This is a genomic window from Flavobacterium salmonis (assembly GCF_903819435.1).
In the GTDB taxonomy this organism is placed as follows: domain Bacteria; phylum Bacteroidota; class Bacteroidia; order Flavobacteriales; family Flavobacteriaceae; genus Flavobacterium; species Flavobacterium chungangense.
Window position 1 is genome coordinate 296,262 of record NZ_CAIJDP010000068.1, and the last position, 26,140, is coordinate 322,401.

The 26,140-nt window shown below is 33.1% G+C and carries 18 protein-coding genes and 2 tRNA genes; 8 read left to right on the plus strand and 12 right to left on the minus strand.

Annotated elements, in window-relative coordinates; all coding sequences use genetic code 11:
- Positions 1–9: 9 nt before the first annotated feature.
- Positions 10–1,188 carry a Pycsar system effector family protein gene (locus FLACHUCJ7_RS11405; protein ID WP_180908985.1) on the plus strand — a complete coding sequence of 393 codons (1,179 nt, stop codon included), beginning with the start codon at positions 10–12 and terminating at the stop codon, positions 1,186–1,188.
- A 153-nt stretch (positions 1,189–1,341) separates the two neighbouring features.
- On the opposite strand, the gene FLACHUCJ7_RS11410 is transcribed toward FLACHUCJ7_RS11405, so the two are convergent.
- The 5 genes from FLACHUCJ7_RS11410 to proS all read right to left on the minus strand — a co-directional run bounded on the left by FLACHUCJ7_RS11410 (position 1,342) and on the right by proS (position 6,021).
- Positions 1,342–3,708, minus strand: a complete 2,367-nt coding sequence (locus FLACHUCJ7_RS11410) for a GAF domain-containing protein (protein ID WP_180908986.1) — start codon at positions 3,706–3,708, stop codon at positions 1,342–1,344.
- Positions 3,709–3,873: 165 nt separating this feature from the next.
- Positions 3,874–4,125, minus strand: a complete 252-nt coding sequence (gene rpsT, locus FLACHUCJ7_RS11415) for a 30S ribosomal protein S20 (RefSeq protein ID WP_007803459.1) — start codon at positions 4,123–4,125, stop codon at positions 3,874–3,876.
- 155 nt (positions 4,126–4,280) lie between these two features.
- Positions 4,281–4,352: transfer RNA gene (locus tag FLACHUCJ7_RS11420), tRNA-Glu, on the minus strand.
- Positions 4,353–4,390: 38 nt separating this feature from the next.
- Positions 4,391–4,462: transfer RNA gene (locus FLACHUCJ7_RS11425), tRNA-Glu, on the minus strand.
- Positions 4,463–4,542: 80 nt separating this feature from the next.
- A complete protein-coding gene (gene proS, locus FLACHUCJ7_RS11430; RefSeq protein ID WP_180908987.1) occupies positions 4,543–6,021 on the minus strand; it encodes a proline--tRNA ligase in 1,479 nt (492 codons plus the stop codon).
- Positions 6,022–6,121: 100 nt separating this feature from the next.
- Between proS and FLACHUCJ7_RS11435 the strand changes: the two genes are divergently transcribed.
- The 5 genes from FLACHUCJ7_RS11435 to FLACHUCJ7_RS11455 all read left to right on the plus strand — a co-directional run bounded on the left by FLACHUCJ7_RS11435 (position 6,122) and on the right by FLACHUCJ7_RS11455 (position 11,716).
- Positions 6,122–7,117: a hypothetical protein gene (locus FLACHUCJ7_RS11435; protein WP_180908988.1), complete on the plus strand. Its 996-nt coding sequence runs from the start codon at positions 6,122–6,124 to the stop codon at positions 7,115–7,117.
- Positions 7,118–7,164: 47 nt separating this feature from the next.
- Positions 7,165–8,673: an OmpP1/FadL family transporter gene (locus FLACHUCJ7_RS11440; RefSeq protein ID WP_180908989.1), complete on the plus strand. Its 1,509-nt coding sequence runs from the start codon at positions 7,165–7,167 to the stop codon at positions 8,671–8,673.
- A gap of 218 nt (positions 8,674–8,891) precedes the next feature.
- Positions 8,892–10,205 carry a 30S ribosomal protein S12 methylthiotransferase RimO gene (gene rimO / locus FLACHUCJ7_RS11445; RefSeq protein ID WP_180908990.1) on the plus strand — a complete coding sequence of 438 codons (1,314 nt, stop codon included), beginning with the start codon at positions 8,892–8,894 and terminating at the stop codon, positions 10,203–10,205.
- 44 nt (positions 10,206–10,249) lie between these two features.
- Positions 10,250–10,780: a hypothetical protein gene (locus FLACHUCJ7_RS11450; RefSeq protein ID WP_078226174.1), complete on the plus strand. Its 531-nt coding sequence runs from the start codon at positions 10,250–10,252 to the stop codon at positions 10,778–10,780.
- Between the two features lie 30 nt (positions 10,781–10,810).
- The gene (locus tag FLACHUCJ7_RS11455; protein WP_078226173.1) at positions 10,811–11,716 is read left to right on the plus strand and encodes an N-acetylmuramoyl-L-alanine amidase; all 906 of its coding nucleotides are present in this window, start codon (positions 10,811–10,813) and stop codon (positions 11,714–11,716) included.
- 558 nt (positions 11,717–12,274) lie between these two features.
- Here the strand turns inward: FLACHUCJ7_RS11455 and FLACHUCJ7_RS11460 are convergent.
- From FLACHUCJ7_RS11460 to FLACHUCJ7_RS11490, 7 genes are all read right to left on the minus strand, one after another.
- Entirely contained in the window at positions 12,275–13,333 is a 1,059-nt protein-coding gene (locus FLACHUCJ7_RS11460; protein ID WP_078226172.1) for an outer membrane beta-barrel protein, read from the minus strand.
- A gap of 570 nt (positions 13,334–13,903) precedes the next feature.
- A complete protein-coding gene (locus FLACHUCJ7_RS11465) occupies positions 13,904–14,869 on the minus strand; it encodes a glycoside hydrolase family 5 protein (RefSeq protein ID WP_180908991.1) in 966 nt (321 codons plus the stop codon).
- Between the two features lie 9 nt (positions 14,870–14,878).
- Positions 14,879–16,111, minus strand: a complete 1,233-nt coding sequence (locus tag FLACHUCJ7_RS11470; protein WP_180908992.1) for a glycoside hydrolase family 27 protein — start codon at positions 16,109–16,111, stop codon at positions 14,879–14,881.
- An 89-nt stretch (positions 16,112–16,200) separates the two neighbouring features.
- Positions 16,201–17,244, minus strand: coding sequence for an IPT/TIG domain-containing protein (locus FLACHUCJ7_RS11475; protein WP_180908993.1), 1,044 nt, complete (start codon positions 17,242–17,244; stop codon positions 16,201–16,203).
- 17 nt (positions 17,245–17,261) lie between these two features.
- Positions 17,262–18,857 carry a RagB/SusD family nutrient uptake outer membrane protein gene (locus FLACHUCJ7_RS11480; RefSeq protein ID WP_180908994.1) on the minus strand — a complete coding sequence of 532 codons (1,596 nt, stop codon included), beginning with the start codon at positions 18,855–18,857 and terminating at the stop codon, positions 17,262–17,264.
- Positions 18,858–18,867: 10 nt separating this feature from the next.
- Entirely contained in the window at positions 18,868–22,071 is a 3,204-nt protein-coding gene (locus FLACHUCJ7_RS11485) for a SusC/RagA family TonB-linked outer membrane protein (protein ID WP_180908995.1), read from the minus strand.
- A gap of 317 nt (positions 22,072–22,388) precedes the next feature.
- Positions 22,389–23,267, minus strand: coding sequence for an AraC family transcriptional regulator (locus tag FLACHUCJ7_RS11490; protein ID WP_031456060.1), 879 nt, complete (start codon positions 23,265–23,267; stop codon positions 22,389–22,391).
- A gap of 302 nt (positions 23,268–23,569) precedes the next feature.
- Here FLACHUCJ7_RS11490 and FLACHUCJ7_RS11495 point away from each other — a divergent pair, with 302 nt between their 5' ends.
- Both FLACHUCJ7_RS11495 and FLACHUCJ7_RS11500 read left to right on the plus strand, forming a co-directional pair.
- Complete coding sequence (locus FLACHUCJ7_RS11495) at positions 23,570–24,706, plus strand: glycoside hydrolase family 26 protein (protein ID WP_180908996.1); 1,137 nt, start codon at positions 23,570–23,572, stop codon at positions 24,704–24,706.
- Positions 24,707–24,745: 39 nt separating this feature from the next.
- Positions 24,746–26,137, plus strand: a complete 1,392-nt coding sequence (locus FLACHUCJ7_RS11500; RefSeq protein ID WP_180908997.1) for an MFS transporter — start codon at positions 24,746–24,748, stop codon at positions 26,135–26,137.
- The last annotated feature ends 3 nt before the right edge of the window (positions 26,138–26,140 follow it).

A 26,140-nucleotide genomic window follows, 5' to 3' on the forward strand; every position in this document is an offset into this window, starting at 1 on the left:
ATATTCTCTATGAATCTAATAGAACAATCCGAAGATTTCATCAGTAATTTACTCAAAGATAAACTTTCTAATTTATATACTTACCACAATTTTAGCCATACACAAAGTGTGGTAAATGCAACAAAGGAACTGTGTGAAAAAGAAAAAGTAAATACCGATGAAAGGGAACTACTTTTAATTGCTGCATGGTTTCATGATGCCGGTTATACAAAAGGTTATGAAAATCACGAAAACGAAAGTGTAAAGATCGCTTCCGAATTTCTAAAAGAAAGAAATCAATCAGAGGATTTTATAAAAAAAGTAGGCGAACTGATTTCGGCAACAGCCAAAGAATATGTCCCAAAAAATCATTTAGAAAAAATAATTAAAGATGCGGACTTCATACACATTATTAGTCCGGAATATACAAATACGTGTGAATTATTACGCCTGGAATTAAAAAACACAGGTATTGTCGATTTTTCTACTTTGGAATGGGCTACAGAAAATTTCAAGTTTTTAATGACTAAACACCATTTTTACACGGATTATGCCCAAAAAAAATGGCAGCCTTTAAAAGAAAAGAATCTCGTTCGTATTCAGAAAAAAATCAACAAGCAGCAAGCAAAAGAAACTGTTGTAATCGAAGATGAAAACAAAAAGAAAGATAAAGCGGAAAAACCGGATCGCGGCATAGACACTTTATTTCGGGTTACTTTAGGGAATCACACTCGTTTAAGTGGTATTGCAGACAGCAAAGCAAATATTTTATTATCTGTAAATGCTATTATCATTTCAATTGCACTTTCTTCTATTATTCCAAAATTAGATAGTCCAAAAAATGCTCATTTGGTAATCCCTACATTCATAATGCTGATCTCTAGTGTAATTACTATTATTTTCGCTATTTTATCAACAAGACCCAAAGTAACCTCTGGTTTTTTTACACGAGAGGATGTCCAGGCCAAAAAGGTAAATTTAATGTTTTTTGGAAATTTTTATAAAATGCCTTTACACGAATATGATTGGGCAATGAATGAAATGATGAAAGACCGTGATTATTTATACTCTACAATGATAAAAGATTTATATTATCTAGGTTTGGTTTTACAACGAAAATATAATTTGCTAAGAATTGCTTACAACATTTTCATGATTGGAATTATTGTTACAGTAATTGCTTTTGTTATCGCATTCAAATCAATTTAAAAATAGCGCTATAGATCTATCTGTATAAAAGCAATTAAAGCTCTATTTTCAGATAGATCTCTTTTCTGTATATAAATCATATGAACGCCTGCTCGGTCTTAACAAAAACTATTTGCTTCAATCCTCAAAAATCATATTACTTTTACGATAAATTTATTTAAGTTCATCTAATAAGTCCTGATAAGTGATTTTTTGAGAAATTGAATTTCCGGTATTATTTATGACTTTTACACGTATCGCCCTTAATCCTGAAACCCCCTGCAAATCTTCAACTTCAAATTGTTCGATAGCGGGTTCCAATATTTTTTTGTGCTGTAAATATTTAATATATTTTAAGTATTCTGCTTCTTCACTATTTTGCGAATAGACAATTGTAATTTTTTCTTTTTCTGTAATTCTGTCGGTTGAACCTTTTATGTTCGATTTATCGATTCTTTTTTTCACAACTTCATAACGTGCATTATAAGTTCCGTCAACATCAAAACGTTTTTCATCCATTCTAAAACGAATTGAAAGAGGAGCACTAAACACCAAAATCAGCGAGGTCACATCCAATTCGTACGGCAATGAAGCTTTGAGTTCATGATGTTCTAATTCCATTTCGCACAAAGTCTGCAATTGCCACAAACGAAGGTTATGCAAATACATCATATCAAAAGATTTAGAAGGCGTTATAGAAGCTCCTATATATAAATTATGCTCAACACCATCTGTTTTAAAACGTTCGTAATAATGCGGATAAATTTGTTGGGCTTCAATTTGCTTTTTATCTAAAACTGAGGCTAATTTTTTATTAATAATAGACATTGCATTATCAAATTTCTTTCTTTCATGATAAAACAAGCCAGATTTTTCGTCCAGACTCTCAAAATACAGTTGCTCTAACTTTTCGTTCCTGGCTGTACCCTTTGTGTTTTTAAGAATAGGATGAATTTCTTCTTCAATATAACGCTGTATATGCTGTTCAGTATCTGCTTTTAATGGGAAATCTAATTCTTGACGCAATGATTCAAGTTCAAATTTACGCTGCTCCAAAAGAACTAAATTAGCGTTTGGTTTCTGATTTTCGAAAATTTCCAAAAGAGTGGTAAGCTGATTTTTTAAATCTTTCTTTACCGTATCATTTCTATGTTCAGACGAACCTTTTATATCAATTTGACCATATAACGGAAACACATCTTTAAAAACAATTTCTTTGAAAATATAATCTTTTGAATGATTGATATTTTGGAAATAATTCTGAGATTCTTTTTTAAATTTCCAATAAACGCTCGGATGTATAGTAGTATATTCTCGCTGGATAATAGCTTCAACCTGATGTTGCATATCAGTATTGTAGCGATCAATAGTATCAGTTAAATACGGTAAAATCAACTCTAGCTTGGTTGCATTTATACTATTGAGTTCCCTTGGATTTTGAGAAACAATTTCAAGTACTCCCAATAAATGATCATCTTTAATAATTGGCGCAAAAATACAACTGTTTATATTTTGATTAAGTAAGTGTTTTCCTAGTTTTTCATTTCCTGCTTCATGAGAAAATTTCTCAACATTTGAAATTACAAATAACTCCTTTTTGTCTAAAAGATTTTCAAAAGAGCATCCAAATAAAGCATTTTTACAATGTACTTCATGATCATCCGAAAGCAAAAAACTATGCATTTTGGTATCAAATTTAGGAGGCCTGTTGAATTTTTCCTCTTCAGGACTGTAGACTATAAAACCGAATCTTAAACCTGGAATTTTAAATAATGATATGAAAATTGATTCAATAATTTCGGTTGGAGTAACGGTATCCTCTGGCTTTAAGAGATTACTCTTTAAATTCGAAACAGCATTTTCAGTAGTAGCATCAAATAAGGAAACAATTCCAAAACCTTTTAAGATCCAACTACCTAAAGGAAATTTAGATTTCCATAACGCAATATCATTATAATTATCAATTAGCAAATCGATATCATCCTGCAATAATTGTATTGAATTCTCGGTTGGAATGATTTCTAAAAAATCTGCATTGTATAAAATACGATAATGTCTTTCTACACCTTTATCATCAGGTATATCGTAGAAAAAAGGCTTGTTAAAATCTATATTTTGGTGATAGTAACTACTTAAAATCAGACAGCAGTTATTAATATAAAATTGGTGCTCATCAAAATCACGGATTTCCATATCAAATTCAGAACCCGCATTACTCAAAATTTTCCTGAATCGTTCTGTATAATTGAATGTTAAATTTTGAAATGGAATTGTAACTGCTTTTATTTCGTTATGCGTTAAAGCTGTCGGAAACAAATCAGCCAATAGATTTTTTATGAGACTTTCATTTTTTTGAATAAACTTATAGTCTTCTATACCGGTTCTAAATTCAGGCAAAGCTTCTGTTTCTTTCAGGATTGCTTTTGCATAATTCGACCTGTAATCAACATCTGACAAGGCTATTTCTTCGAAAGATTCAATTAATTTATGAAAAGATATTATAGTTCTGAAAGGACTTTCTTTAAACAAATGAGTATTCATCTGAAATGTAGTTTAGAATACAAAATTAATAATTAAGTTAATCTAATTATCTATTTAGCCTATTTATTTCTTGTTTATAAGTTTCAAGAAACTGCTTTGAGTTTTTATAAAACAAAAAAAGTCCTCAAGAAGAGGACTTTTTATATTGTAGGAAATTGTAATTAATTACAACTTAGCAACATGTTTTGTTAATTTAGATTTCAAATTAGAAGCTTTGTTATCATGAATGATATTCTTTTTAGCTAATTTATCAATCATAGAAATTACAGTTGATAATTTAGAAGCAGCATCAGATTTTTCAGTAGCTAATCTTAATGCTTTAATAGCATTACGAGTAGTTTTATGTTGGTATCTGTTAAGAACTCTTCTTTTTTCGTTACTTCTGATTCTTTTTAATGCTGACTTATGATTTGCCATTTTTTTTAATTTTAGATGTAATAATTTATTATAGATACTAGTTAAAAAAGAAAAACCTCCCACAATTGCAAAACAATCACTTTGGTTTTAACTAATAAAATAAAAACAGAGACACCAGTTTTTATTTTATAAAACTTATTCACAACTAATTTTAGTAGTCCGTGGGGGAATCGAACCCCCCTTACCAGGATGAAAACCTGGCGTCCTAACCGATAGACGAACGGACCAATATATCAAGAAAATACTTAATCTGCAAGAAAAAAAGTAGTCCGTGGGGGAATCGAACCCCCCTTACCAGGATGAAAACCTGGCGTCCTAACCGATAGACGAACGGACCGTGTGTTTCTCTAATGCGGATGCAAAAATACAACTATTTTTAAGATGTACAATACCTGATGCAAAAAAAATTAAAAAAAATTAATAAGCCTTCGCAAACAACACTCTTTTTGTAGATGGATTACCAGTAAACACACAGCTTCCCGCCTCTTCTACATGACTTAAAGGTATACAACGAATTGTTGCTTTTGTCAGGTCTTTTATTTTTTCTTCGGTAGCTGCTGTACCGTCCCAATGAGCCGAAACAAAACCACCTTTACCATCTAATATTTCTTTAAATTCCTCAAAACTATTTACTTCCGTAATATGTGTATTACGATAGTCTAACGCTTTATTAAACAAATCTTTCTGAATCTGTTCCAGCAGATCATTTACATAATTTACAATTCCTTCTCCGGAAACTGTTTCTTTTGTCAATGTATCTCGTCTTGCAACTTCAAAAGTTCCGTTTTCTAAATCTTTCGGACCAACAGCAATTCGCACCGGAACCCCCTTTAATTCCCACTCAGCAAACTTGAACCCTGGTTTTTGTGTTGTTCTGTCATCATATTTAACTGAAATCCTTAATTTTCTTAGTTTAGCCGTCAAATCATTAACAGCATCTGTAATTTCGGCTAATTGTTCATCTGTTTTATAAATTGGCACTATTACAACTTGTATCGGTGCTAAGTTTGGAGGTAAAACCAATCCCTGGTCATCAGAATGTGTCATAACCAAAGCTCCCATTAAACGAGTCGAAACTCCCCATGAGGTACCCCAAACGTGTTCTTGCTTCCCTTCTGCATTAGCGAACTTTACATCAAATGCTTTTGCAAAATTTTGCCCTAAAAAGTGAGATGTTCCTGCCTGCAAGGCTTTTCCATCCTGCATTAAAGCTTCAATACAATACGTTTCATCCGCTCCTGCAAAACGTTCTGTTTCGGTTTTTATACCTTTTACAACAGGAATCGCCATAAAGTTTTCTACAAAATCTGCATAAACATTCATCATCTTTTCAGATTCTTCTACTGCTTCTGCCTTTGTAGCATGTGCAGTATGTCCTTCCTGCCATAAAAATTCAGCAGTTCTTAAAAATAAACGCGTACGCATTTCCCAACGTACCACATTTGCCCATTGGTTAATTAATAAAGGTAAATCTCTATACGATTGCACCCATCCTTTATATGTAGACCAGATGATTGCCTCACTTGTTGGACGAACAATAAGTTCTTCTTCTAATTTAGCATTCGGATCAACCATAAGTTTTCCAGGTTTATCCGGATCATTTTTTAATCTGTAATGCGTTACAATAGCACATTCTTTTGCAAATCCTTCTGCATTTTTTTCTTCGGCTTCAAACATGCTTTTTGGCACGAATAAAGGAAAGTATGCATTCTGATGTCCGGTTTCTTTAAACATTCTGTCTAACTCTGCCTGCATTTTTTCCCAAATAGCATATCCGTATGGTTTAATTACCATACATCCTCTAACTCCTGAATTTTCGGCTAAATCTGCTTTAACAACCAGTTCGTTATACCATTTCGAATAATCTTCTGATCTTGTAGTGAGGTTCTTACTCATATTGAATAGTTTGGCACAAATTTTGTTTTATTTTTTTAACTAAATAGTTCCGCAAAACTAACTATTTTTGTAATGTGCAACAATAAAAAACACCACAGATATGAAAACTTATATTTCTCTCCGACAAAACGCAACTCATTTCTATCTAATTGGATTATTGAGTTTTCTATTAACATCGTGTGGATCTTACCAAAACACTTCGTATAATGATAACGATGGAGTATATGGCAACACACGCACCTATTCTCAACCAAACACTACAGCTGCCAATAACCAATACAAAGATTATTTCAAATCACTGCAAGATGACAACCAGTCTACTGAAATTTTTACGGATGTAGATAGTTACGGAAATTATGCAGAAAGCGACAGCACACAAACCACTTCAGCGACAGCTTATCCTTCATGGGGAAGCAGCAATTCTGAAGTATCCGTTAACTTTTATTCTGACCCAATGTGGTCTATGGGTTTTGGTTATGGATTTGGATATCCTTACTATGGATGGGGATACGGCGGAGGTTACTGGGGATACTCTGGATACGGATGGGGATACCCTGGATATTGGGGACCTGGTTATGGATATTGGGGAGGCGGTTATGGATACAATAACTATTCCTACAATTATGGAAGAAGAGGATCTGCTGCTTACTATGGCGGAAGAAATTATCCTTCCAACAGAAATTACAACACAAACAGAAGTTATTCATCTAATAGAAACTATACTTCAAGCAGAAATTACAACACAAACAGAAGCTATTCTACAAATAGACAAAACACCTATTCTGATTACAGAAGAAATTCTTCAGTAAACGGAAGAACATATAATTCAAATTCAAGTCCAACTTTTACGAATCGAAGAAACACAGCAACACAAAGTTACAGTAACGATTACTCAAACAGAAGATCAAGCGGTACTACTACCACAAACAGAACTTACAACAACAGTAACAACAATAATTCATCCCGAAGTTACTCAACACCAAGTTCATCTTCCCGTTCATACAATAATAACAGTAGCGGCGGCGGAAGCATGAGATCGTCTGGCGGTAGCGGTGGCGGAGGTGGAAGGTCATACGGTGGCGGCGGAAGAAGATAACACTTTCCTTCTAAACTTATCCAGAATTATATATTAAAACTAAATCAATGAAAAAAACATTCTTGCTACTTATATCAGGACTAACTTTTAGCATGTCATACTCTCAGGAAGTTTCGGATGCCATACGTTATGCCCAGGACAACTTAACCGGAACTGCCAGATTTAGAGCAATGGGAGGAGCCTTTGGAGCAGTGGGCGGAGATTTTTCTTCTTTGTCTGTAAACCCAGCGGGATCTGCTATATTTAACAACAATCAGGTTGGGGTTACTTTTAGTAATCAAAACATCAAAAACAACTCTGATTATTTTGGCGAACAGACCAGCGACAAGGAAAATTCTTTTATTTTAAACCAAGCCGGAGCTATTTTTGTTTTTAATGACCGTAATCCAAATAGTAAGTGGAAAAAAATTGCAATTGGAGCCACTTATGAAAACACCAATAATTTCAACAATAATATTTTCTCAGCCGGAACCAATAAAAACAAAAACTCTATTGACAGCTATTTTTTAAATTATGCTAATGGAATATCTTTAGGAGATATTACTGGTCTTGACTACAGCGATTTGTTTTACGATAAGCAACAAGCATATTTTGGATTTTATGGAAAAGTGATACTCCCAGATAATCCAAACGATGCTAACAATACACAATACAACACCAACGTTCCTGACGGAGGAAATTATATACAAGAAAACGAAATTTACGCACGAGGATACAATAGCAAACTAAGCTTTAACATCGCAACATCATATCAGGACAGAATTTATCTGGGAGCCAATTTAAATGTTCATGTTACTGACTACAGAAGATCCAGCAGCTTTTTCGAAAGAAACACTAGCGCCCTTGAAGCTACTCAAACCATATCTAACGTGCGCTTTAATAATGATTTATATACTTATGGAAACGGGTTTTCTTTTCAATTAGGAGCAATTGCTAAAGTCACAAAATCATTAAGACTTGGTTTAGCTTACGAATCAAACACCTGGTATGAACTATACGACGAACTTTCACAAAGTTTATATTCGACAACAGAAAATAATGCAAATGAAGCCATTGACTACGAAGTAAATCCTAATATTATAAATGTTTACGATTCATATACTTTGCAAACTCCCGGAAAATTTACTTTCAGTGGTGCATATATCTTTGGAAAATCAGGATTAATTAGTATTGATTATTCTATTAAGGATTATGGAAACACTAAATTCAAACCCACTAACGATTCGGGATTCAGAGAATTAAACAGAGAGATAGACAACCAATTTACCACAAATGGTGAATTGCGTATTGGAGGTGAATTTAAAATCAAGAGATTAAGCTTACGCGGAGGATACCGTTTTGAAGGAAGTCCTTATAACGACAGCAAAACAATTGGAGATTTAAACAGCTATTCTGGTGGTTTGGGCTATAACTTTGGCTCTACTAAATTGGACCTTGCTTATTCTTTTACTGAAAGAGAATCAAATCAGGGATTTTTTGCAACCGGATTAAATGACCCTGCAAAAATTAATTCTAAACTTAACAATGTTTCACTTACCCTATTATTTGAATTGTAATTAAAAATCAAAATAGAGGATTGAAGATTTCCGTCTGGTCTTTACCGGACGGATTTTTTTTAGCCCCGATAGAAGTGAAAATCCTTTTTTGCCGGTGTTCGGCATAAAAGATTGTAACGGATAGCGGGAAGTGGCTCCTGAAAAAACACCTTAAAACAAACCTAAACAGTCTGTGTTTGAATAAAAAAGTGTAATTTTGCACTCCAATTTATAAAAGTATGAGAACCAAGTCTTTAAAAAAGAACAAAATTAACGTAATCACTCTTGGGTGTTCGAAAAATGTATATGATAGTGAAGTGTTAATGGGACAGCTTCGTGCCAATGGTAAAGAAGTACAACATGAGGCACCAGCCGCTGAGGAAGGAAACATTATCGTAATCAACACTTGCGGTTTTATTGACAATGCGAAAGCTGAATCGGTAAACATGATTTTGGAATATGCTGATAAAAAAGACAAAGGGTTGGTCGACAAGGTTTTTGTAACAGGATGTTTATCCGAACGCTACAGACCGGATTTAGAAAAAGAAATTCCGAACGTAGACCAATATTTTGGAACTACAGAACTGCCTCAGCTTTTAAAAGCATTGGGAGCAGATTATAAACATGAATTATTAGGAGAGCGTTTAACGACTACTCCCAAAAATTACGCTTACTTAAAAATTGCCGAAGGCTGTGACAGACCGTGCAGTTTCTGTGCGATTCCGTTAATGCGGGGCTCACATGTTTCTCAGCCAATTGAAAAATTAGTAAAGGAAGCGCAAGGTTTAGCCAAAAACGGCGTAAAAGAACTAATTTTGATCGCTCAGGATTTAACTTACTATGGCCTTGATCTTTATAAAAAAAGAAATCTTGCTGAACTTTTAGAAGCATTGGCAGCGGTCGAAGGAATTGAATGGATTCGTTTACATTATGCCTATCCTACCGGCTTCCCTATGGATGTTTTGGAATTAATGAAACGCGAATCTAAAATCTGTAATTATATTGATATCCCGTTACAGCATATTTCGGATAATATTTTAAAATCGATGCGTCGTGGCACAACCCAGGCCAAAACGACTCAGTTATTGAAAGATTTTCGTGCTGCGGTTCCCGGAATGGCCATCCGAACTACTTTGATTGTTGGTTACCCAGGCGAAACCCAGGAAGATTTTGAAATTTTGAAGGATTTTGTTCAGGAAATGAAATTTGACAGAATGGGCTGTTTTGCTTATTCTCATGAAGAAAACACTCATGCTTATTTATTAGAAGACGATGTTCCTGCTGATGTAAAACAAGCCAGAGCCAATGAAATCATGGAATTACAATCGCAAATTTCATGGGATTTGAATCAGGAAAAAGTAGGACAGATTTACAAATGTATTATTGACAGAAAAGAAGGTGCTCATTTTGTTGGAAGAACCGAATTTGACAGCCCGGATGTTGACAATGAAGTTTTAATAGATGCCTCTAAACATTATGTAAAAACAGGGGAATTTGTTAATATCAAGATAATAGAAGCAACAGAATTTGATTTATACGGGGAACCTGCTTAAATTTACGCTTATTGATTATTCATTATCAACTTAGAGATACTTTTATGAAATCTATACACTCTTTTTTTATTTTAGCGTTTGCTTTATTAAGTTTTACATCTGTATTGGCACAGTATGGAAATGGATACAATAACGGTTATGGAAACGGATACGGCAGAGGCAGCGGAATGGGGATGGACAGAAGCATGATGCAAGGTCCACAAAGCAGCCCAAGCAAACCTAAAGAAGTACCGGTTGAAGAAACAGCTGCTAAAATTGTTGAACAAATGAAACCCGAGGTAAATCTTGATGAATTGCAAGTTATTGCCATTACCAATGTTTTAGCAGACAGCATGAGAGAACAAGGTGTTCTCTTAAAAAACGAAAGCAGTAGTCAGGATCAGAAAATTGAGCAAATAAATGCATTAAGAGAAGTTACGACTAAAAAAATAACTGCTTTTTTAAATCCTGCACAGATAGAAAAATACACCACTTTTATGGCTAATTTTAAAGAAATAAAAAAGACTAAGTCAAAAAAGAAGAAAGAAAAAAAAGAAGTTAAGGAAGATACTGAAGAAATAAAACCTGCAGAATAACTATTTCTACTTAATCTTAAATTGTAAAACATGTTAAAAAAACATTTTTATTATCTCATTTCAGCAATTATAATTACTTCTTGCGGAACAAAAAACCCATACAGAAAAACAGAAAAAGTTTATGATCAGCAGCTTAAAGCTTTAGAAAATCAAATTACAAGCAAAGAAGTTGCACCAATACCAGTTACCACGGTTATCATTGATACTACTTACGCAACGCAATTAGGTATTATAAAAGATACGTTATCAAAAACAGGATCTACACCCTTATTAAATGGTATCAACACAGAATGGATAGGAACTGTCAATTTCAATCTGAGAAAACCCAGTTTCATTATTATTCATCATACAGCTCAAGATTCTCTACAGCAAACCATTAGTACTTTTACAAAAACCAAAACACAGGTCAGCTCCCACTATATAATTTCTGAAAACGGAAAAGTTGTTCAGATGTTAAATGATTATTTAAGAGCATGGCATGCAGGTGCTTCAACATGGGGCAAAAATACAGATTTAAATTCAAGCTCTATCGGTATCGAGCTTGACAATAATGGCTTCAAACCCTTTACTGAAGCTCAAATTGGAAGTTTAATTGCTCTTTTGACAAAATTGAAAAAAGATTACAACATTCCAACACAAAACATACTAGGGCATGCTGATATTGCTCCAGGCAGAAAACAAGATCCAAGCGCTTTATTTCCATGGAAGACATTAGCTGAAAAAGGATTTGGAATATGGCCTGATGAAATTTTAGAAGAAGCTCCTTTTGATTTTAAAATTGAACCTGCATTGCGAATTATTGGTTATAATACCAAAAATCTATCAGCAGCAATAATGGCTTTTAAATTACATTATATTCAAACTGACACCAGCTCTGTTTTAGACCGTAAAACAATAGATACTATTTATTCGATTTATAAAAAACAGGTTCAATAACTTTAAATTTCATATTTAAAAATGCGTTTCTAAATTGAATTAGAAACGCATTTTTTTATAAGAAACCAACAAACATCTCTCCTCTCGCCATCCTCAAATAATCAACCCAAAAAAAAACAGTTCTTTGTTTACATCAATAGCTACTAACAAATATTACGCAAAACGATAAGATTAAAATTCGTATTAAGTTAAAACCGCTATACTTAAACTGAAAACTATCAAGCAAATCAACAACTTTTTATCAGACCCAAATTATCACATCTTAACTACTCTGTTTGCAGTTAAACATATTTGAGAGACGTGTGAACTAAAAACTCTGTACTGAAATTAGAGGTTTGTTTTGACGAGACCTTCAGTTTCACTATTTTGAAACCAGACTAGAGAAGTTTAAGAATGTGTTTTTTCGTACTACTAAATATTACAATACTGCAGATTTTAAGCCACCGATTTGATACCAATAAAAAAGCTGCCAAAATTTCACAATTTTGACAGCTTCCAAAAAAAAAAAAAAAAAATATCAATCTTTATCTCTTTTCTAAAGAGTATGTTTTATTAATCTTAGAATCCGTAAACTAAAGCTAAAAGCACCTGAGAAGCAGATTTAGCAGGAGCTAAATCAGAATCTACGAACAGAACTTCATCTGAATTAGAATCAAGTCTAAACTCTGGAATAATCGTTAAGCCGTTTATTTTATAATTTCCTGATAAAGTAAAAGCCGTAACACTTGTATCTCCAGAACCTTCTTTATATTTGAAGTATTCTCCACGCAATCCCAAAGCAAAAGCATCACTGATTGCATAAGATGGATATAAAGCCGCTCCTGTATAACCAACATCTCCTTCATTTGAAAAATCAGCAGCGTTTAAACCTAATTTAAATTTATCAGTTAATTGAAATGTTGCAGTCAAGTCAACAATAGTACCACTTACTGAACCATCCATAAAATTCAAATAAGCACTTGCTTTATCAGTTACATAAGACAATTGTCCTCCTACAGCATTTAATCCTTTTTGCGAATCAGCTTTATAGCTATTCCAAGAGTCATTAAACAAACCTACCATTGCTCCAAATTTCTCAGTTATTGCATAATTTGCTTTAACACCTGCATTTTGGAATGGTCCGTTGGTAAACAAATAAGAAGTTGAGTAGTGAAAGTTACCTACAGGAGAGATTACCTCATACCCGATAAATGTTCCCATGTAACCCGCAGTCAGACTAAGCTTATCAGAAACTGCATACGTAGCATACAAATTTTGAATGTGGAATGATTCTCCAGAAGTACCTACATTAGGAATAATATCACCATTTTGATCAAATACCACACCTGGCTCATTTGGAATTGATTGTCTTTGTCCTCTTGGCCCAAAAGACACCTCACCTACAAAAGAAATATTTTTAATTTTTTTCTTCAATGCAATATCTAACATTCCTAAAGAAACAGAATTCTGATCTGTTGCGAAGCTTGTTGGAATATTAGGAACTTTAGCAAAATCATATTTGTAATATACATCCCCGGAACCTGAAATTTCTAAAGGAGTAGTTTCTGGAGTGTCATCTTGTGCAAATGCAAAACTTGTTGTTAAGGCTAATGATAAAATAAATAATACTTTTTTCATGTGTTAAATTGGTTTTAGTTAATTAATTTGATTTTGGTTAGTTAAATTTTTATCTATTATTATATTATACGATTCCACTTTGAACTTTAAATCCATCTAATCATCATCATTTTCTTCAGCGAATTTATTAACTTTTGTATGAGTAGAAGAATCGAAATCTATTTTTTTAATGTTTTTGAAGCAGAATTATGGATTACAAAAATTAAATTAAAAATAATCGTTATTTCACATTTATACGGATTGGTTTTTAAAAATACAACAACATATTTTAAGCCGTAATTAGCAAAAAAGAAGGGTTTTGTAAAATTAAAAATATAAAAAAAGACAATTTTCTCACTTTTTTAAGCACGAAAACACATATCACCCCTTAAAAAATAGGGGTTGATAAAAATTTAAAAAAAAGCAAAAGATTCAAGCTATCGAAAATAAGTTTAAAAAGTTTAAAACAAATCAAAAACAATCAAGCCAAATTCTTACAAAAAAAATATCATAAAAAATATTCTATTAACTTAAAAAAACAAAAAAAAGCCTGCTCATACGAACAGGCTTTCCTCATGATAAATAACAAACTTATTCCTTATAATTATATTTCCTTAAAAATTCACGGACTTTAATTCCAGATTCTTTCAAGTCCTTTTCTTTCCAATTACCTTCTGATTTAGCGGATTTTTGCAGAATCGAACAAGTTTCATCTTTATCCGAAACTGACCAGGTAATCCAGCTTAATTTTTGTTCTTCCATCCAGTCAATATATTCCTGCCATGCTTTCATATTCAAAGATCCGTCACCACTCGCTTCCATTCCTGCAGATTCTGATATAAAAATTGGCAAACCGTTTTTAATCGCTTCATCAGTTCTATCCCTGAGTTCTTTACCATGCGTTGCGGCATAAAAATGCATCGTGTACATTATATTATTGTACCCTATAATAGGATCAGCTGCCGGAAGATTGACATCCTGATCCCAATGAGGGGATCCCACCAAAATAATATTTTTAGAATCATTATTTCTTATCACCTTAATTACTTCTTCGGCATACGACTTAATTTGTGGCCATGTTTCATCATCCGGCTCATTAAAAATCTCATAAATGACATTTGGGTATTCCGCATATTTTTTAGATATCTCTGCAAAAAAAGCCTTTGCTTCTTCTAAATTTATATTATGACTGTGCCAGTCTATAATCACATAAATATCAGATTTTATTGCACCATTAATAACAGACTCTATTTTATCTTTTGAAAATTGAGAGTTCTTTTTATAAGCCATCTCCCCTAATTCGATTCCCATAGCGGCACGAACTACATTACAATTAAAATCTTTTTTCAGCCACTTAACTGCTTTTTCATTGTAAAATCTTGGCCACATGCTATGCCAGCCAAAACTCATTCCACGCAAGACTATCGGGTTATTGTTTTTATCTACCAATTGAGTACCCTGAACACTTAACTTACCATGTTTTTTTACAAATTGTGCATTAGCATAACAAAACATTAATAATAAGACAGTCACAAAAAGTTTAATTTCTGATTTCATATTAAGACATTATGGAATTAATCTTAGCGTAATAACATCATGAGAAGCAAGATCTGCTTTAAAATTATTTTTAGTATTTCCAATTTCTTTGTTTTTCCAAAGATCTTTCAATTTATAAACTGTTTTACCCAAATTTGCCTCATAACCAAAATCAATATCTTTAACTATATGTTTTTTCCATTCGAAATTGATTTTTTTAGAAACGTCACTTCTGTTCAAAAATGTCACAGCCCAATTTCCATCTGATAATGGTTTCACCCAAACTTCTAATCCATCTTCTGCCAAATATTTAAAACCCTGAACACCTAATTTATCCTGATTAACCGCAATTAGTTCTTTATTGGTTAAAATTGCTAATGTTTCTTTTGACATTTTTCTGTAATCATTTCCACTAAACAGTGGTGATGCCAACATACACCATATGCTAAAATGTGCTTTGTCTTCGGTATCATTCATTTCGTTCCCAACTTCCATCATATCAAAATCATTCCAATGGTCAGGACCTGAATATTTGCGAATATCTTTACGCATATCTGCTATTTTCATGAATCCCCAGGATGACCAATTTTCAGGATGTTTAAATTCGCAATCAAAACAAGGATAAATATCACCGGAAATCCTCCAAAGGTTTCCAACTGGCTTACCCCACTCCCAAGGCTGGTTATCACCCCATTCACAAAGACTAAACACAATAGGCCTTCCGGCAGTTTTCAATGCATTACTCATTGTAGTATAAGCTTCGGGGGCAGTAATTCCTTTTGTGTTACACCAATCGTATTTCAAAAAATCGATTCCAAGTTGGGCATAAAATCGGGCATCTTGGTATTCATAACCACGAGTTCCCGGATATCCGGCACATGTTTGTGTTCCGGCACAATTATACAGACCAAATTTCAAACCTTTGCTATGTACATAATCTACCACAGCTTTTATTCCATTTGGGAATTTACCTGGATCTGGTACTAAATCTCCGTTTGCATCTCGTTCTTTTGCCATCCATCCATCGTCCAGGACAATATAATTATAACCTGCCGCGGCCATTCCTGAAGAAACCATAATATCAGCCGTTTCTTTCACCAATTTTTCATCGATATTGGTTGCAAAAGTATTCCATGAGTTCCACCCCATTGGAGGTGTCATTGCAAGACCTTCAAATTTCCCTCCGGTTTGATTGTGGGTATTTCCCTGACTGAGGCCTAATACGGAAATATGCAAAGCCAATATTAAAATTATTCTTTTCATTTTTTTTAAATTAAAATACTTTATAAAAAATGTTCCCTAATTTTTCAACCAGGGAACATTTTAGACTAACTCAAATTAAACAAATTTATTTATTTCAAAACAAATCCCATATCATCCATATATATAGTATTACCTCCAAAATTCCCTGACTCTTGCAGTGTTAACTGATCGAAAGTTGTCGGATTTCCTATTTCAGAAAAAGGAATTTCGATATAAGTCCATACAGAACTAAGAGATCTTTTAACTTGATAAGCCCAACCTCCAAACACAAATGTTAAACTTGCATTAGTATTAGCAGAAGCACTTTTCACTCGAACTCTAAAAGCTTTATACTTAGAAACATCTCTGGAATTAAATTTCATATCAGCACCATCCCAACCATTAAAAACTATTTTCATCGATGCATCTCCCTGTATTTTATCTGTAGTATAGTTTGTATTAAACTCATTTCCACTCCATGTCCAGTGCCCGGTATCTCCTTGCAACACATCATCGTATAATGCCGACCCCACTCCAACACTTGATGGAGTTGTACCTGAGATATTACTAACTGTTACATATTTGTCATTTCCATTCGCAGGCATTTTAAAAGTGATTTGTGTTAAAGTTGAAGATAATACAGTTGCATTTTCTGTTCCAACTTTCACAATAGGATTTAAAAAGTAATTCCCATTAATTGTAACAACATCTCCTTCTGCCGCATTTTCAGAATTAAACCAGTTGAATGTAGGCACTGGTGGCGCAACCGTTATATCAAACTCTGCAGTTCCTTTTTCCGTAACAACTTTAATTTTGTTTGATGCATCCGCATAAGGTGTTTTTTCATCAACCAATATAACTATATCAGTATCAGTAACAAATGTTGGTCTAAAATAGGTATCATAATCATTAAAATAAACCTTTTTTGTTGTTAAAAATCCCTTTCCATGAATTATATAATAGTTTTTAGGATCAACAATACTAACAGGCTCTAATGACTTAATAGTTCCATCTTCATAATAACCAGAAGGCATTACTGACTCAATCACCGGAGTATTTCCTCCATTCGAATCATTATCATCGTTTGAGCATGAAGTAAAAAGTATTAGAAATAACAAACATGCTATTAATGAAACATTTTTTAAATTTTTCATATTTTATATTTTTAAAATTATTTGAAAGTATATGGAACTACTTCTGTCAATTTTGGATTTTTAATCAAATCATCTGAAGGATAAGGCAATAAAAGACTTGTAGCAGTTATTGCAATATGTTTTGCAGTGTATCTATCCCCTCTGTCCTGTGCTTCTAATATAGCTTTAGCTTTAGCAAAAGGCAAACGTCCTAAATCAAAATAATAATCTCCTTCAACTGCCAATTCTGAACGCCTTTCCTTAAATATATCATCAAAAGATATTGAAGCTTTTTCAGGTAAACCTGCTCTTTTACGAACTGCATTAAACGATTTAAGAGCCAATGCATCAGTAGTACTTCCTGTTTGAGAACCTAATATAGCTTCAGCATGAATTAATAACAACTCCGCATAACGCATTTGATACGTATTCATACTGCTTTCTCCATTAAACGGTTTATTAAATTTACCTGTGATTGGTAAGTTTTCTTTTCCAATTACATATTTTTTTACACCGGAGCCAGAGTTTTGAGTTTCATTTGCAATGTCAAAAGTATAACCTAAAATATAAGGAGCCCCTACAGTCGTTTCAGCATAGGTTAAATTTGGATAATAATCTCCAGGAAGCATAAAAGTCTCTATTCTTCTTTTATCATTAACTTCGTAACCGTTTTTAATTAAGTCCTGAGAAGGAGCGATACCCTGACTGTAAGTAGTTTCAACTAATCTATTTTCCGGAGCAAAAGTTGTATTAGAGAAGTTACCCTCAAAATAAGTTCCCGTACCAGTCCATTGCCATGAAAAGATTGATTCTTCATTATTATTGTTTTTTTGCAAAAACAAATCAGCAAAAGATTTTGTAGGCAATTCTTCGCCTCCTAACAACTTAAACTCTCCACTATTAATAACCTCCTGAGCCATTTGTCTTGCCAAATCATATTTCTTTTGATATAGATATACTTTTGCTAAGAAAGCTTTAGCAGATCCACTAGATACATGAGCATTAGCAGCATAATCTGCTCCTCTGTTTTTAGTTTTTAAATTATCAATAGCAAATTTCAAATCGTTCTCAATGAACTTATATACATCTTCAACCGGGTTACTTGGAATAACAAAATTCTTAGAATAATCGGCATTGTTTTCGATAATTGGCACATTACCCCATAATCTCACAAGGAAGAAATAAGAAAAGGCTCTGATAAAATGCGCTTCTCCCAATGCATTATCTAACGCTGCTTTACTAACATTAGGCCCAACACTGATAGGCAAACTGTTAATATAAGCATTAGAATTTGCTATAGCTCCAAAGCAAGATCTCCAGGAATCAGATATATATGAAGCCGTATTCGTAAAGCTTAAATCTGTAAACTTAGCAAAGTTATCATTATACTTTGAAACCAAATTACCTGAAATCACATCTGTAATTGCATAATAACCCTCCTTATTCATATTAAACCACACAATACCGTACAATCCATTCGTTGCATTATCAAGTTTAACATCTGAATCATAATAATTCCCCATAGTTGGAGTTCCCTCTGCAGGCACATCTATAAAATCCTGTGAACAAGAGGATGAAACCAACAACATCAATGTCAAAGCAACAGCACTGCTCTTTTTTATTATATTTTTCATATTAATCATATTAAAATTCAACATTTAAACCAAAAGATATTTGTCTAGGCGTAGGGTAACGTCCATTATCAACACCTGACAATAATGCATCCTGATTATAAGAACCTACTTCAGGATCATAACCTTTGTATTTTGTAAAAGTGTATAGATTTTGCGCGCTTGCATATAATCTCAATCTAGACAGTTTAATTTTTGAAATAAGATCTGAAGGCAAAGAATAACCTAAAGTTACATTTTGAATTCTCAAATAAGATCCGTCTTCAATAAAACGTGACGATATCGCATTATTTATATGAGAATAAACGGATGGTGTTGGCAAACTACCATCTAAATTGTCTGCTGAATAGAAATCTGATGCTTCAGTTAAATAATTTGTTCCAACACTACTATTCATTACACCCGATGCTCTGGTTAAATTCATCAATTTATTCCCTGAAGTTCCCTGAACCATAATAGATAAATCAACACTTTTATATTTAAAATTATTTGTAAATCCGTAAGTTAATTTTGGATTTGGATTTCCAATTGAAACTAAATCTTTTACATCAATAATTCCATCATTGTTTTGATCTTTATAAATCACATCTCCTTTTTGAAACTCTGGCAATAATGAATTAGTTCCATTTTTCAAAGGCACTCTTGTACCACCATTATCATGTCCGTAAGTCAACAAATCATCATCTGTTCTGTAAATTCCCGTAGCCTGATAACCAACAAATGATCCTATTGGCAAGCCTTCCGTAGTTCTTGAAACGGTTATAGGGTTATAAGCAAGTGTATTCATTGACCTAACAATATTTAATCCTGCCATATCGGTAACCTGATTAACATATTTCGATAAATTCAAACTACTATTCCACGAGAAATTTTCAGAGAAATTATGAGAATACCCAAGTGTAACCTCAATCCCTTTATTTTCCATACTTCCAAGATTAAAGTAAGGCGGATTTACCCCTCCTTCATAATCCCCTCCACCAGAAAGAAAGTTTGGTAAAGGAACTTGATATAAGAAATCTTTATTAACTTTTCTATATAGCTCAACAGTAGCAGTAAATTTAGAATCAAACAATGTAAAATCCAGACCTAAATTTGTTTGCTCCTGAGTTTCCCATTTCAAATCTTTATTAGGAGTATTTGAAGGTAAATAAGAACTACCCATTGAACTATTTACTATGTGTAAATTAGAATCATACAAATTATTACCAATTTGATTATTTCCTGTTTGTCCCCAACCAAATCTAAGTTTAATATTATCAACATACTTTTTAGTACCCTCCATAAAAGATTCATTTGAAAGTTTCCATGAAGCACCAACAGAACTAAATACGCCCCATTTATTGCCTACAGTAAACTTTGAAGAACCATCTGTCCTAACTGCTGCACTAACACCGTATTTATCAGCATAATCATAAACTAACCTTCCTAGGTAAGAGGATAATGTTTGTGTCCCCTGATACGGACTACTTATAATTGCTTTAGACAAATCAGAAGCTGCAAGCGAGTGATCTCTATTATCCTTAAAACCAGTAGCATTAACAGAATGTCCTTGCCAATGCGCCCTATTGGATTCCTGCACTGCCAAAACTGTAAAGTTATGTTTGCCAATAGTATTTCTGTAGGTAAGCATATTTTTTAAGTTCCAGGAATTACCCGAAGAAGGATTATAATATAAGTTCGCATAATCTTTTACTGCATTTCCTAAAGAATACATTGGATCATATTGCTGACCTAAATTATCATACATATAACCTCCAAATTCAAAACGATATTCTAATCCTTTAAACAAATCAATTTGAGTATAAAAATTACCAGAATAATTTTTTCTAACTAATGTATTAGACCCTAATAAAGATGTAGCTACAGGATTAACAAATGAAGTTAGACCTCCAGCAGGGGGCCCGGCAAAAGATCCTGACAATTCTCTAACAGCAACATCCGGAGTAGAGAATAAAGAAGTAGCAACTACTCCATTAAACTGACCATTTAATGTTAATTTTTCATCTGTTAATGCAGCACTAACATTTAAACCTACTTTTATAAATTTATTTACTTTAGCATCAATATTTGATCTCACGTTATATCTTTTGAAACCTGATTCTATCACAATACCATCTTGATCCAGCACTCCTCCAGAGATAAAATAATTTATTCCATCTTTACCACCTGAGAAAGACAACTGATGTGAAGTCATAATCCCTGTTTGATAAATTTCATCCTGCCAATCCGTACCTTTACCCAAAAGTTCAGGATGAGCAAATTCAGAACGAATAGCAGTATTGTCTCCTGGACGTAAAATAGGAGCCAAAGCATTTTGATGAGCTGCATATTGTTGAAGGTTCATCGAAGGTAATTTTTTTGGTAAATTACTGAACGAATATGTGTTTTCGTAAGTTAATTTCCCTGTTCCTTTCTTTCCGGATTTTGTTGTCACGATAACAACACCATTTGCTCCACGAGAACCGTAAATAGCTGTAGCAGAAGCATCCTTAAGAATATCAATAGACTCTATATCACTAGGATTTATTAACGACAATGGACTATATGTAATATTACCAGAGTTTGAAAAGTTAGAATTCCCGGCCGCATTTCTTCCTGATGTAGATGAGTTTCTGGCATCACCGGAAATTGGCACTCCATCAATTACATATAAAGGTTCGTTAGTACCTGTCAAAGAAGAAGCTCCTCTAATTTTTACAGAAACATTTCCTCCTGGCTCTCCAGAATTATTATTCACAACAACCCCCGCAGCCTTACCCTGCATCATTTGATCAAAAGAAGCCACCTTTAAATTTTCAATATCTTTTGCTCCAATACTGGAAATAGCACTGTTTACGTCCTTTCTTTTTACAGTTCCATAACCAATTACTACTACATCTTTTAAATCTTCAGCAGCAGATTTTAAAATTACATTTATGGTCCCTTTTCCATCTACAGCAATTTTTTGAGTATTAAATCCAATAAATGAGAATTGTAAAGTAGCATTTACAGGAACATCAATAGTATATTTCCCATCAAAATCAGTTGAAACCGAAGTTTTCGATCCTACAACCGAAATATTTGCTCCAGGAATTGACAATCCTTTATCATCTGAGACTGTTCCCGATACCTTAACCTGAGCAGTAATAAAATTACTTGTCAGTAACAAAAATAAAATCAATGGAATCGCTCTGTGGTTAGCATTCCAATGAATAAAATTAGTCATTAGTTTTTTCATAATAAATGTTTGGTTAGTTTAAGTTTAATACTTACTTGATAAAAAGCTAAAAAAGGAGTTCGTTTTTTTAACTAATTTATTTTAACAAATCTATAACAGAAGTTTACATGAAGTTAATAGTATTATATCATTTGATGATAATATTTTTACTTTAATAATTTAAAAAAACACATAGTGAAATAAAAAGATCATTTTTTTAAATTATTCGTAATTTATCTACTTGAAAACCCTACAAACAATAAACATTAATTAACGATTTGTCAAAAATTAAAACGATTTCGTTAAAAATAATATTTGTTTATGAAAAAAAAGTATTACTACAAAATACGCTTTAATCCAGAAAAATCCTCCCTATACTGACTAGGCGTACAATTTTTGGTAGCTTTAAAACTACGATTGAAATTTGCTATATTATTAAACCCGGACTTAAAAGCTATTTCTGAAACACTCATATCTTTTTCAACCAGCCAACGAGCAGCATATCCAATTCGGATATCATTAATATAATTTACAAAGGTTTTCCCTGTACGTTTTTTTATAAATCGGTTAAAAGAAATTATAGACATACTTGCAATATTGGCCGCATCTTCTAAAGTAATTTTATCCGCAAAATGTTTTTGTACATATTCGTAGACTAACTTCATTTTATCATAGTCCTCAAAAGTATCATAATCTACCGTATAAGTCGAGAGCAATCTTTGATTTCTGGAATTAGCCAAATCATACAATAACGAAGTGATTTCCAAAAAATAATCCATACCATCTAATTTAGAGAGCTTTATCAATCTTGGAGTTAATTCTTCTGCTACTTTTTTAGAAAACAAAATACCATGAATAGAACGATTAAACATATCCCGTATAGGATTCATAATACGCCTTGAAAGCAAAGATTCATGAAATAAATCATTATGAAACTGTATAGTGATTTCATGTATTTTTTTACTGGTACATTTATTCAATTCCCAACCGTGATACAAATTAGGCCCAATCAAAACCAACTCAACATTATCAATTTCTTCAATATTATCCCCAACCACACGCTTAACTCCTTTTCCGTTCAAAATAAAATTAATTTCAAATTCCGGATGATAATGCACCGGAAAATCAAAACTATCCTTAACTCTGTCGAAGACTAAAAAACTATCACCACTGGACAAAGGAGCAATCTCTCTGTAAAAATTTTTAGCTGTACTCATATTATTATAAAGTTATTAAAGATCATAAAACAACAAATCCATTTGCAATAATATGATATATAATTGATAAAATAATATTAATTATACGAGAAACATCCATTTATCTTTGAAAAAATAATTATCATCTTTTCAAAAAGACTATAGATAATAAACAGTAATCGTTTTTAATCCGTCCTCTTTTTATAGTTTTGATAATATAAGAGTTAAAAAAGACAGCATTGAATTTAATGAGAAATTATTTCAATTTTTTACAATCCTTTTTATTTTTTTTAGCTTTATGATGAAACATATTTTAATAAATTATGCAAAAAATATCCCTACTCCTTGTTATAACTGCTTTTATTGGAGTTTCATGCTCTATAAAAGCAAAAGCTACTGATACAAATTTGTCAATTTCGGATAAAAAAGCAACAAATGAAACAGTTGCTCTTTATAAAAAACTACAGCAATTGTCTCAAAAAGGATATCTTTTCGGACATCAGGATGACCTGGCTTATGGTGTAAACTGGAAATACGAACCATTGCGCAGCGATATAAAAGATATCGTTGGGGACTACCCGGCAGTATATGGATGGGATATAGCAGGTCTGGAAAAAGATGACGCCCATAATATTGACGGAGTTCCTTTTGACAAAATGAAACAATATATTAAAGAGGCAAATGAACGAGGCGGAATTTCAACAATAAGCTGGCATTTTGACAATCCTGAAACTGGAAAAAATGCCTGGGACAATACTTCAAATTCTTTAAAAACCATTTTACCGGGTGAAAAAAATCATGAAAAATTCATATCATGGCTTGATAAAGCTGCCAATTTCTTTCTATCCTTAAAAGATAAGAACGGAAAAAACATACCAATCCTTTTCAGGCCTTACCATGAGTTAACGGGAGGCTGGTTCTGGTGGGGAAAAGGAAATTGTACGCCAGAAGAATTTAAAGCCGCATGGAAATTTACCTTCGAATACCTGCAAAAAAAAGGGGTACATAATTTAATTTACGTTTATAATACCAGCAGTTTCAGTTCTAAAGAAGCTTTTTTAGAAAACTATCCAGACGATAATTATGTCGATATTTTAAGCTTTGATTCCTATCAGAATAACGAAGATAAAAGTGGCGAAAAATTTATAGCCGAAGTTCAGAATCAACTTAAAATCATAAATGGAATTGGTCAGGAAAAGCATAAATTAATTGCTGTTGCAGAGGCCGGATACGAAGCTGTTCCCGATAGTAAATGGTGGACAGGGACTTTTACAAAAGCAATTGGAGATTATAAAATATCTTATATCTTACTTTGGAGAAATCATGGCTGGCAGGAAAAAGAACAAAAAATGCATTATTATGTTCCTTATTCCGGTCAGATAAGCGAGAAAAATTTTGTAGATTTTTATAATCTTGACAAAACCTTATTCGAAAAAGACATCAAAAAAGCATTAAAATAACTAACTATACCAAATTACAACCTTAAAAAAAGAAATTAAATGCACGACAAAATCAGTTTAAAAGAAAAAATAGGATATGGACTTGGAGACGCAGCTTCTTCTATGTTCTGGAAAATCTTCAGTATGTACCTTCTATTTTTCTATACCGACGTTTTCGGACTGGCACCAGCAGTAGTAGGAACCATGTTTTTAATTACCAGAATATGGGATTCCTGTTTTGACCCTATCGTTGGAATAATTGCTGATAGAACAAAAACCAAATGGGGTAAGTTCAGACCTTACTTACTTTGGGTTGCAGTGCCATTTGCTGTCATAGGGGTTTTAACTTTTTACACCCCTGATTTTGATGAAAAAGGAAAAATAATTTATGCTTATGTAACTTATTCCTTAATGATGATGATTTACTCCTTAATCAATGTACCCTATGCTTCACTTTTAGGCGTAATGTCTTCTGACAGAAAAGAAAGAACAACCTTATCTTCTTACAGAATGGTTTTTGCTTTTGGAGGAAGTCTTTTAGCACTTTGGTTAATTGAACCTTTAGTAAATTATTTTGGAGGAAGCCTTAACTCAAAAACAGGCTGGCTGGCTACAATTGCTGTATTCGGAATTATAACAACTGCTTTTTTCTGGGCATGTTTCCTTTGGACAAAAGAAAGAGTTAAACCAATTGATGATGAACAGACAAATCTAAAAGAAGATTTAAAAGACTTATTAAAAAACAAACCCTGGTGGATTCTGCTTGGAGCCGGGATTGGTGCTTTAGTTTTCAATTCTATCCGTGACGGAGCAGCTGTATATTACTTTAAATACTATGTAAGTAGTAGTGTAAACTTCGATTTTTCGCTTTTTGGAACAGTTTTTCATATGACTCCAACTTCAATCTATTTGGTTTTAGGACAAGCGGCCAATATCATTGGAGTTATAGCAGCAACACCATTGGCTAATAAGTTTGGTAAAAAGAAAACCTTCTTTGGTGCTATGGCATTAGCCGCAATTTTGAGTCTTATATTCTATTTCTTCGGAAAAGAAGATGTTGTCCTAATTATGAGTTTTCAGGTTTTAATAAGCATTTGTGCAGGCTGTATCTTCCCTTTAATCTGGTCAATGTATGCCGACAGTGCTGACTATTCAGAATGGAAACAAGGACGCAGAGCCACAGGTTTAGTCTTCTCTGCTTCATCGATGTCACAAAAATTTGGATGGACAATTGGTGGTGCCGGAGCTGGATGGCTTTTGGGTTACTACGGTTTTCAGGCCAATGTTGAACAAACGGCCACTACTCAAAACGGAATTCAATTGATGTTAAGCATACTTCCTGCCATGGCTGCAGCAATATCTGTAGCTTTTATTGCATTCTACCCATTATCTGAAGAAAAATTACAAATCATAGAACAGGATTTAAACGAAAAAAGAGCCCTAAAAAATTAAAAT

Excerpts from the sequence above, each read along its gene's own strand:
- FLACHUCJ7_RS11480 (WP_180908994.1), bottom strand. The coding sequence starts at position 18,857 with ATGAAAAATATAATAAAAAAGAGCAGTGCTGTTGCTTTGACATTGATG.
- FLACHUCJ7_RS11450 (WP_078226174.1), top strand. The coding sequence starts at position 10,250 with ATGAAATCTATACACTCTTTTTTTATTTTAGCGTTTGCTTTATTAAGT.
- FLACHUCJ7_RS11490 (WP_031456060.1), bottom strand. The coding sequence starts at position 23,267 with ATGAGTACAGCTAAAAATTTTTACAGAGAGATTGCTCCTTTGTCCAGT.
- FLACHUCJ7_RS11455 (WP_078226173.1), top strand. The coding sequence starts at position 10,811 with ATGTTAAAAAAACATTTTTATTATCTCATTTCAGCAATTATAATTACT.
- FLACHUCJ7_RS11485 (WP_180908995.1), bottom strand. The coding sequence starts at position 22,071 with ATGAAAAAACTAATGACTAATTTTATTCATTGGAATGCTAACCACAGA.
- FLACHUCJ7_RS11475 (WP_180908993.1), bottom strand. The coding sequence starts at position 17,244 with ATGAAAAATTTAAAAAATGTTTCATTAATAGCATGTTTGTTATTTCTA.
- FLACHUCJ7_RS11405 (WP_180908985.1), top strand. The coding sequence starts at position 10 with ATGAATCTAATAGAACAATCCGAAGATTTCATCAGTAATTTACTCAAA.
- FLACHUCJ7_RS11495 (WP_180908996.1), top strand. The coding sequence starts at position 23,570 with ATGCAAAAAATATCCCTACTCCTTGTTATAACTGCTTTTATTGGAGTT.
- FLACHUCJ7_RS11435 (WP_180908988.1), top strand. The coding sequence starts at position 6,122 with ATGAAAACTTATATTTCTCTCCGACAAAACGCAACTCATTTCTATCTA.
- FLACHUCJ7_RS11460 (WP_078226172.1), bottom strand. The coding sequence starts at position 13,333 with ATGAAAAAAGTATTATTTATTTTATCATTAGCCTTAACAACAAGTTTT.
- rimO (WP_180908990.1), top strand. The coding sequence starts at position 8,892 with ATGAGAACCAAGTCTTTAAAAAAGAACAAAATTAACGTAATCACTCTT.
- rpsT (WP_007803459.1), bottom strand. The coding sequence starts at position 4,125 with ATGGCAAATCATAAGTCAGCATTAAAAAGAATCAGAAGTAACGAAAAA.
- FLACHUCJ7_RS11470 (WP_180908992.1), bottom strand. The coding sequence starts at position 16,111 with ATGAAAAGAATAATTTTAATATTGGCTTTGCATATTTCCGTATTAGGC.
- FLACHUCJ7_RS11410 (WP_180908986.1), bottom strand. The coding sequence starts at position 3,708 with ATGAATACTCATTTGTTTAAAGAAAGTCCTTTCAGAACTATAATATCT.
- FLACHUCJ7_RS11500 (WP_180908997.1), top strand. The coding sequence starts at position 24,746 with ATGCACGACAAAATCAGTTTAAAAGAAAAAATAGGATATGGACTTGGA.
- proS (WP_180908987.1), bottom strand. The coding sequence starts at position 6,021 with ATGAGTAAGAACCTCACTACAAGATCAGAAGATTATTCGAAATGGTAT.
- FLACHUCJ7_RS11440 (WP_180908989.1), top strand. The coding sequence starts at position 7,165 with ATGAAAAAAACATTCTTGCTACTTATATCAGGACTAACTTTTAGCATG.
- FLACHUCJ7_RS11465 (WP_180908991.1), bottom strand. The coding sequence starts at position 14,869 with ATGAAATCAGAAATTAAACTTTTTGTGACTGTCTTATTATTAATGTTT.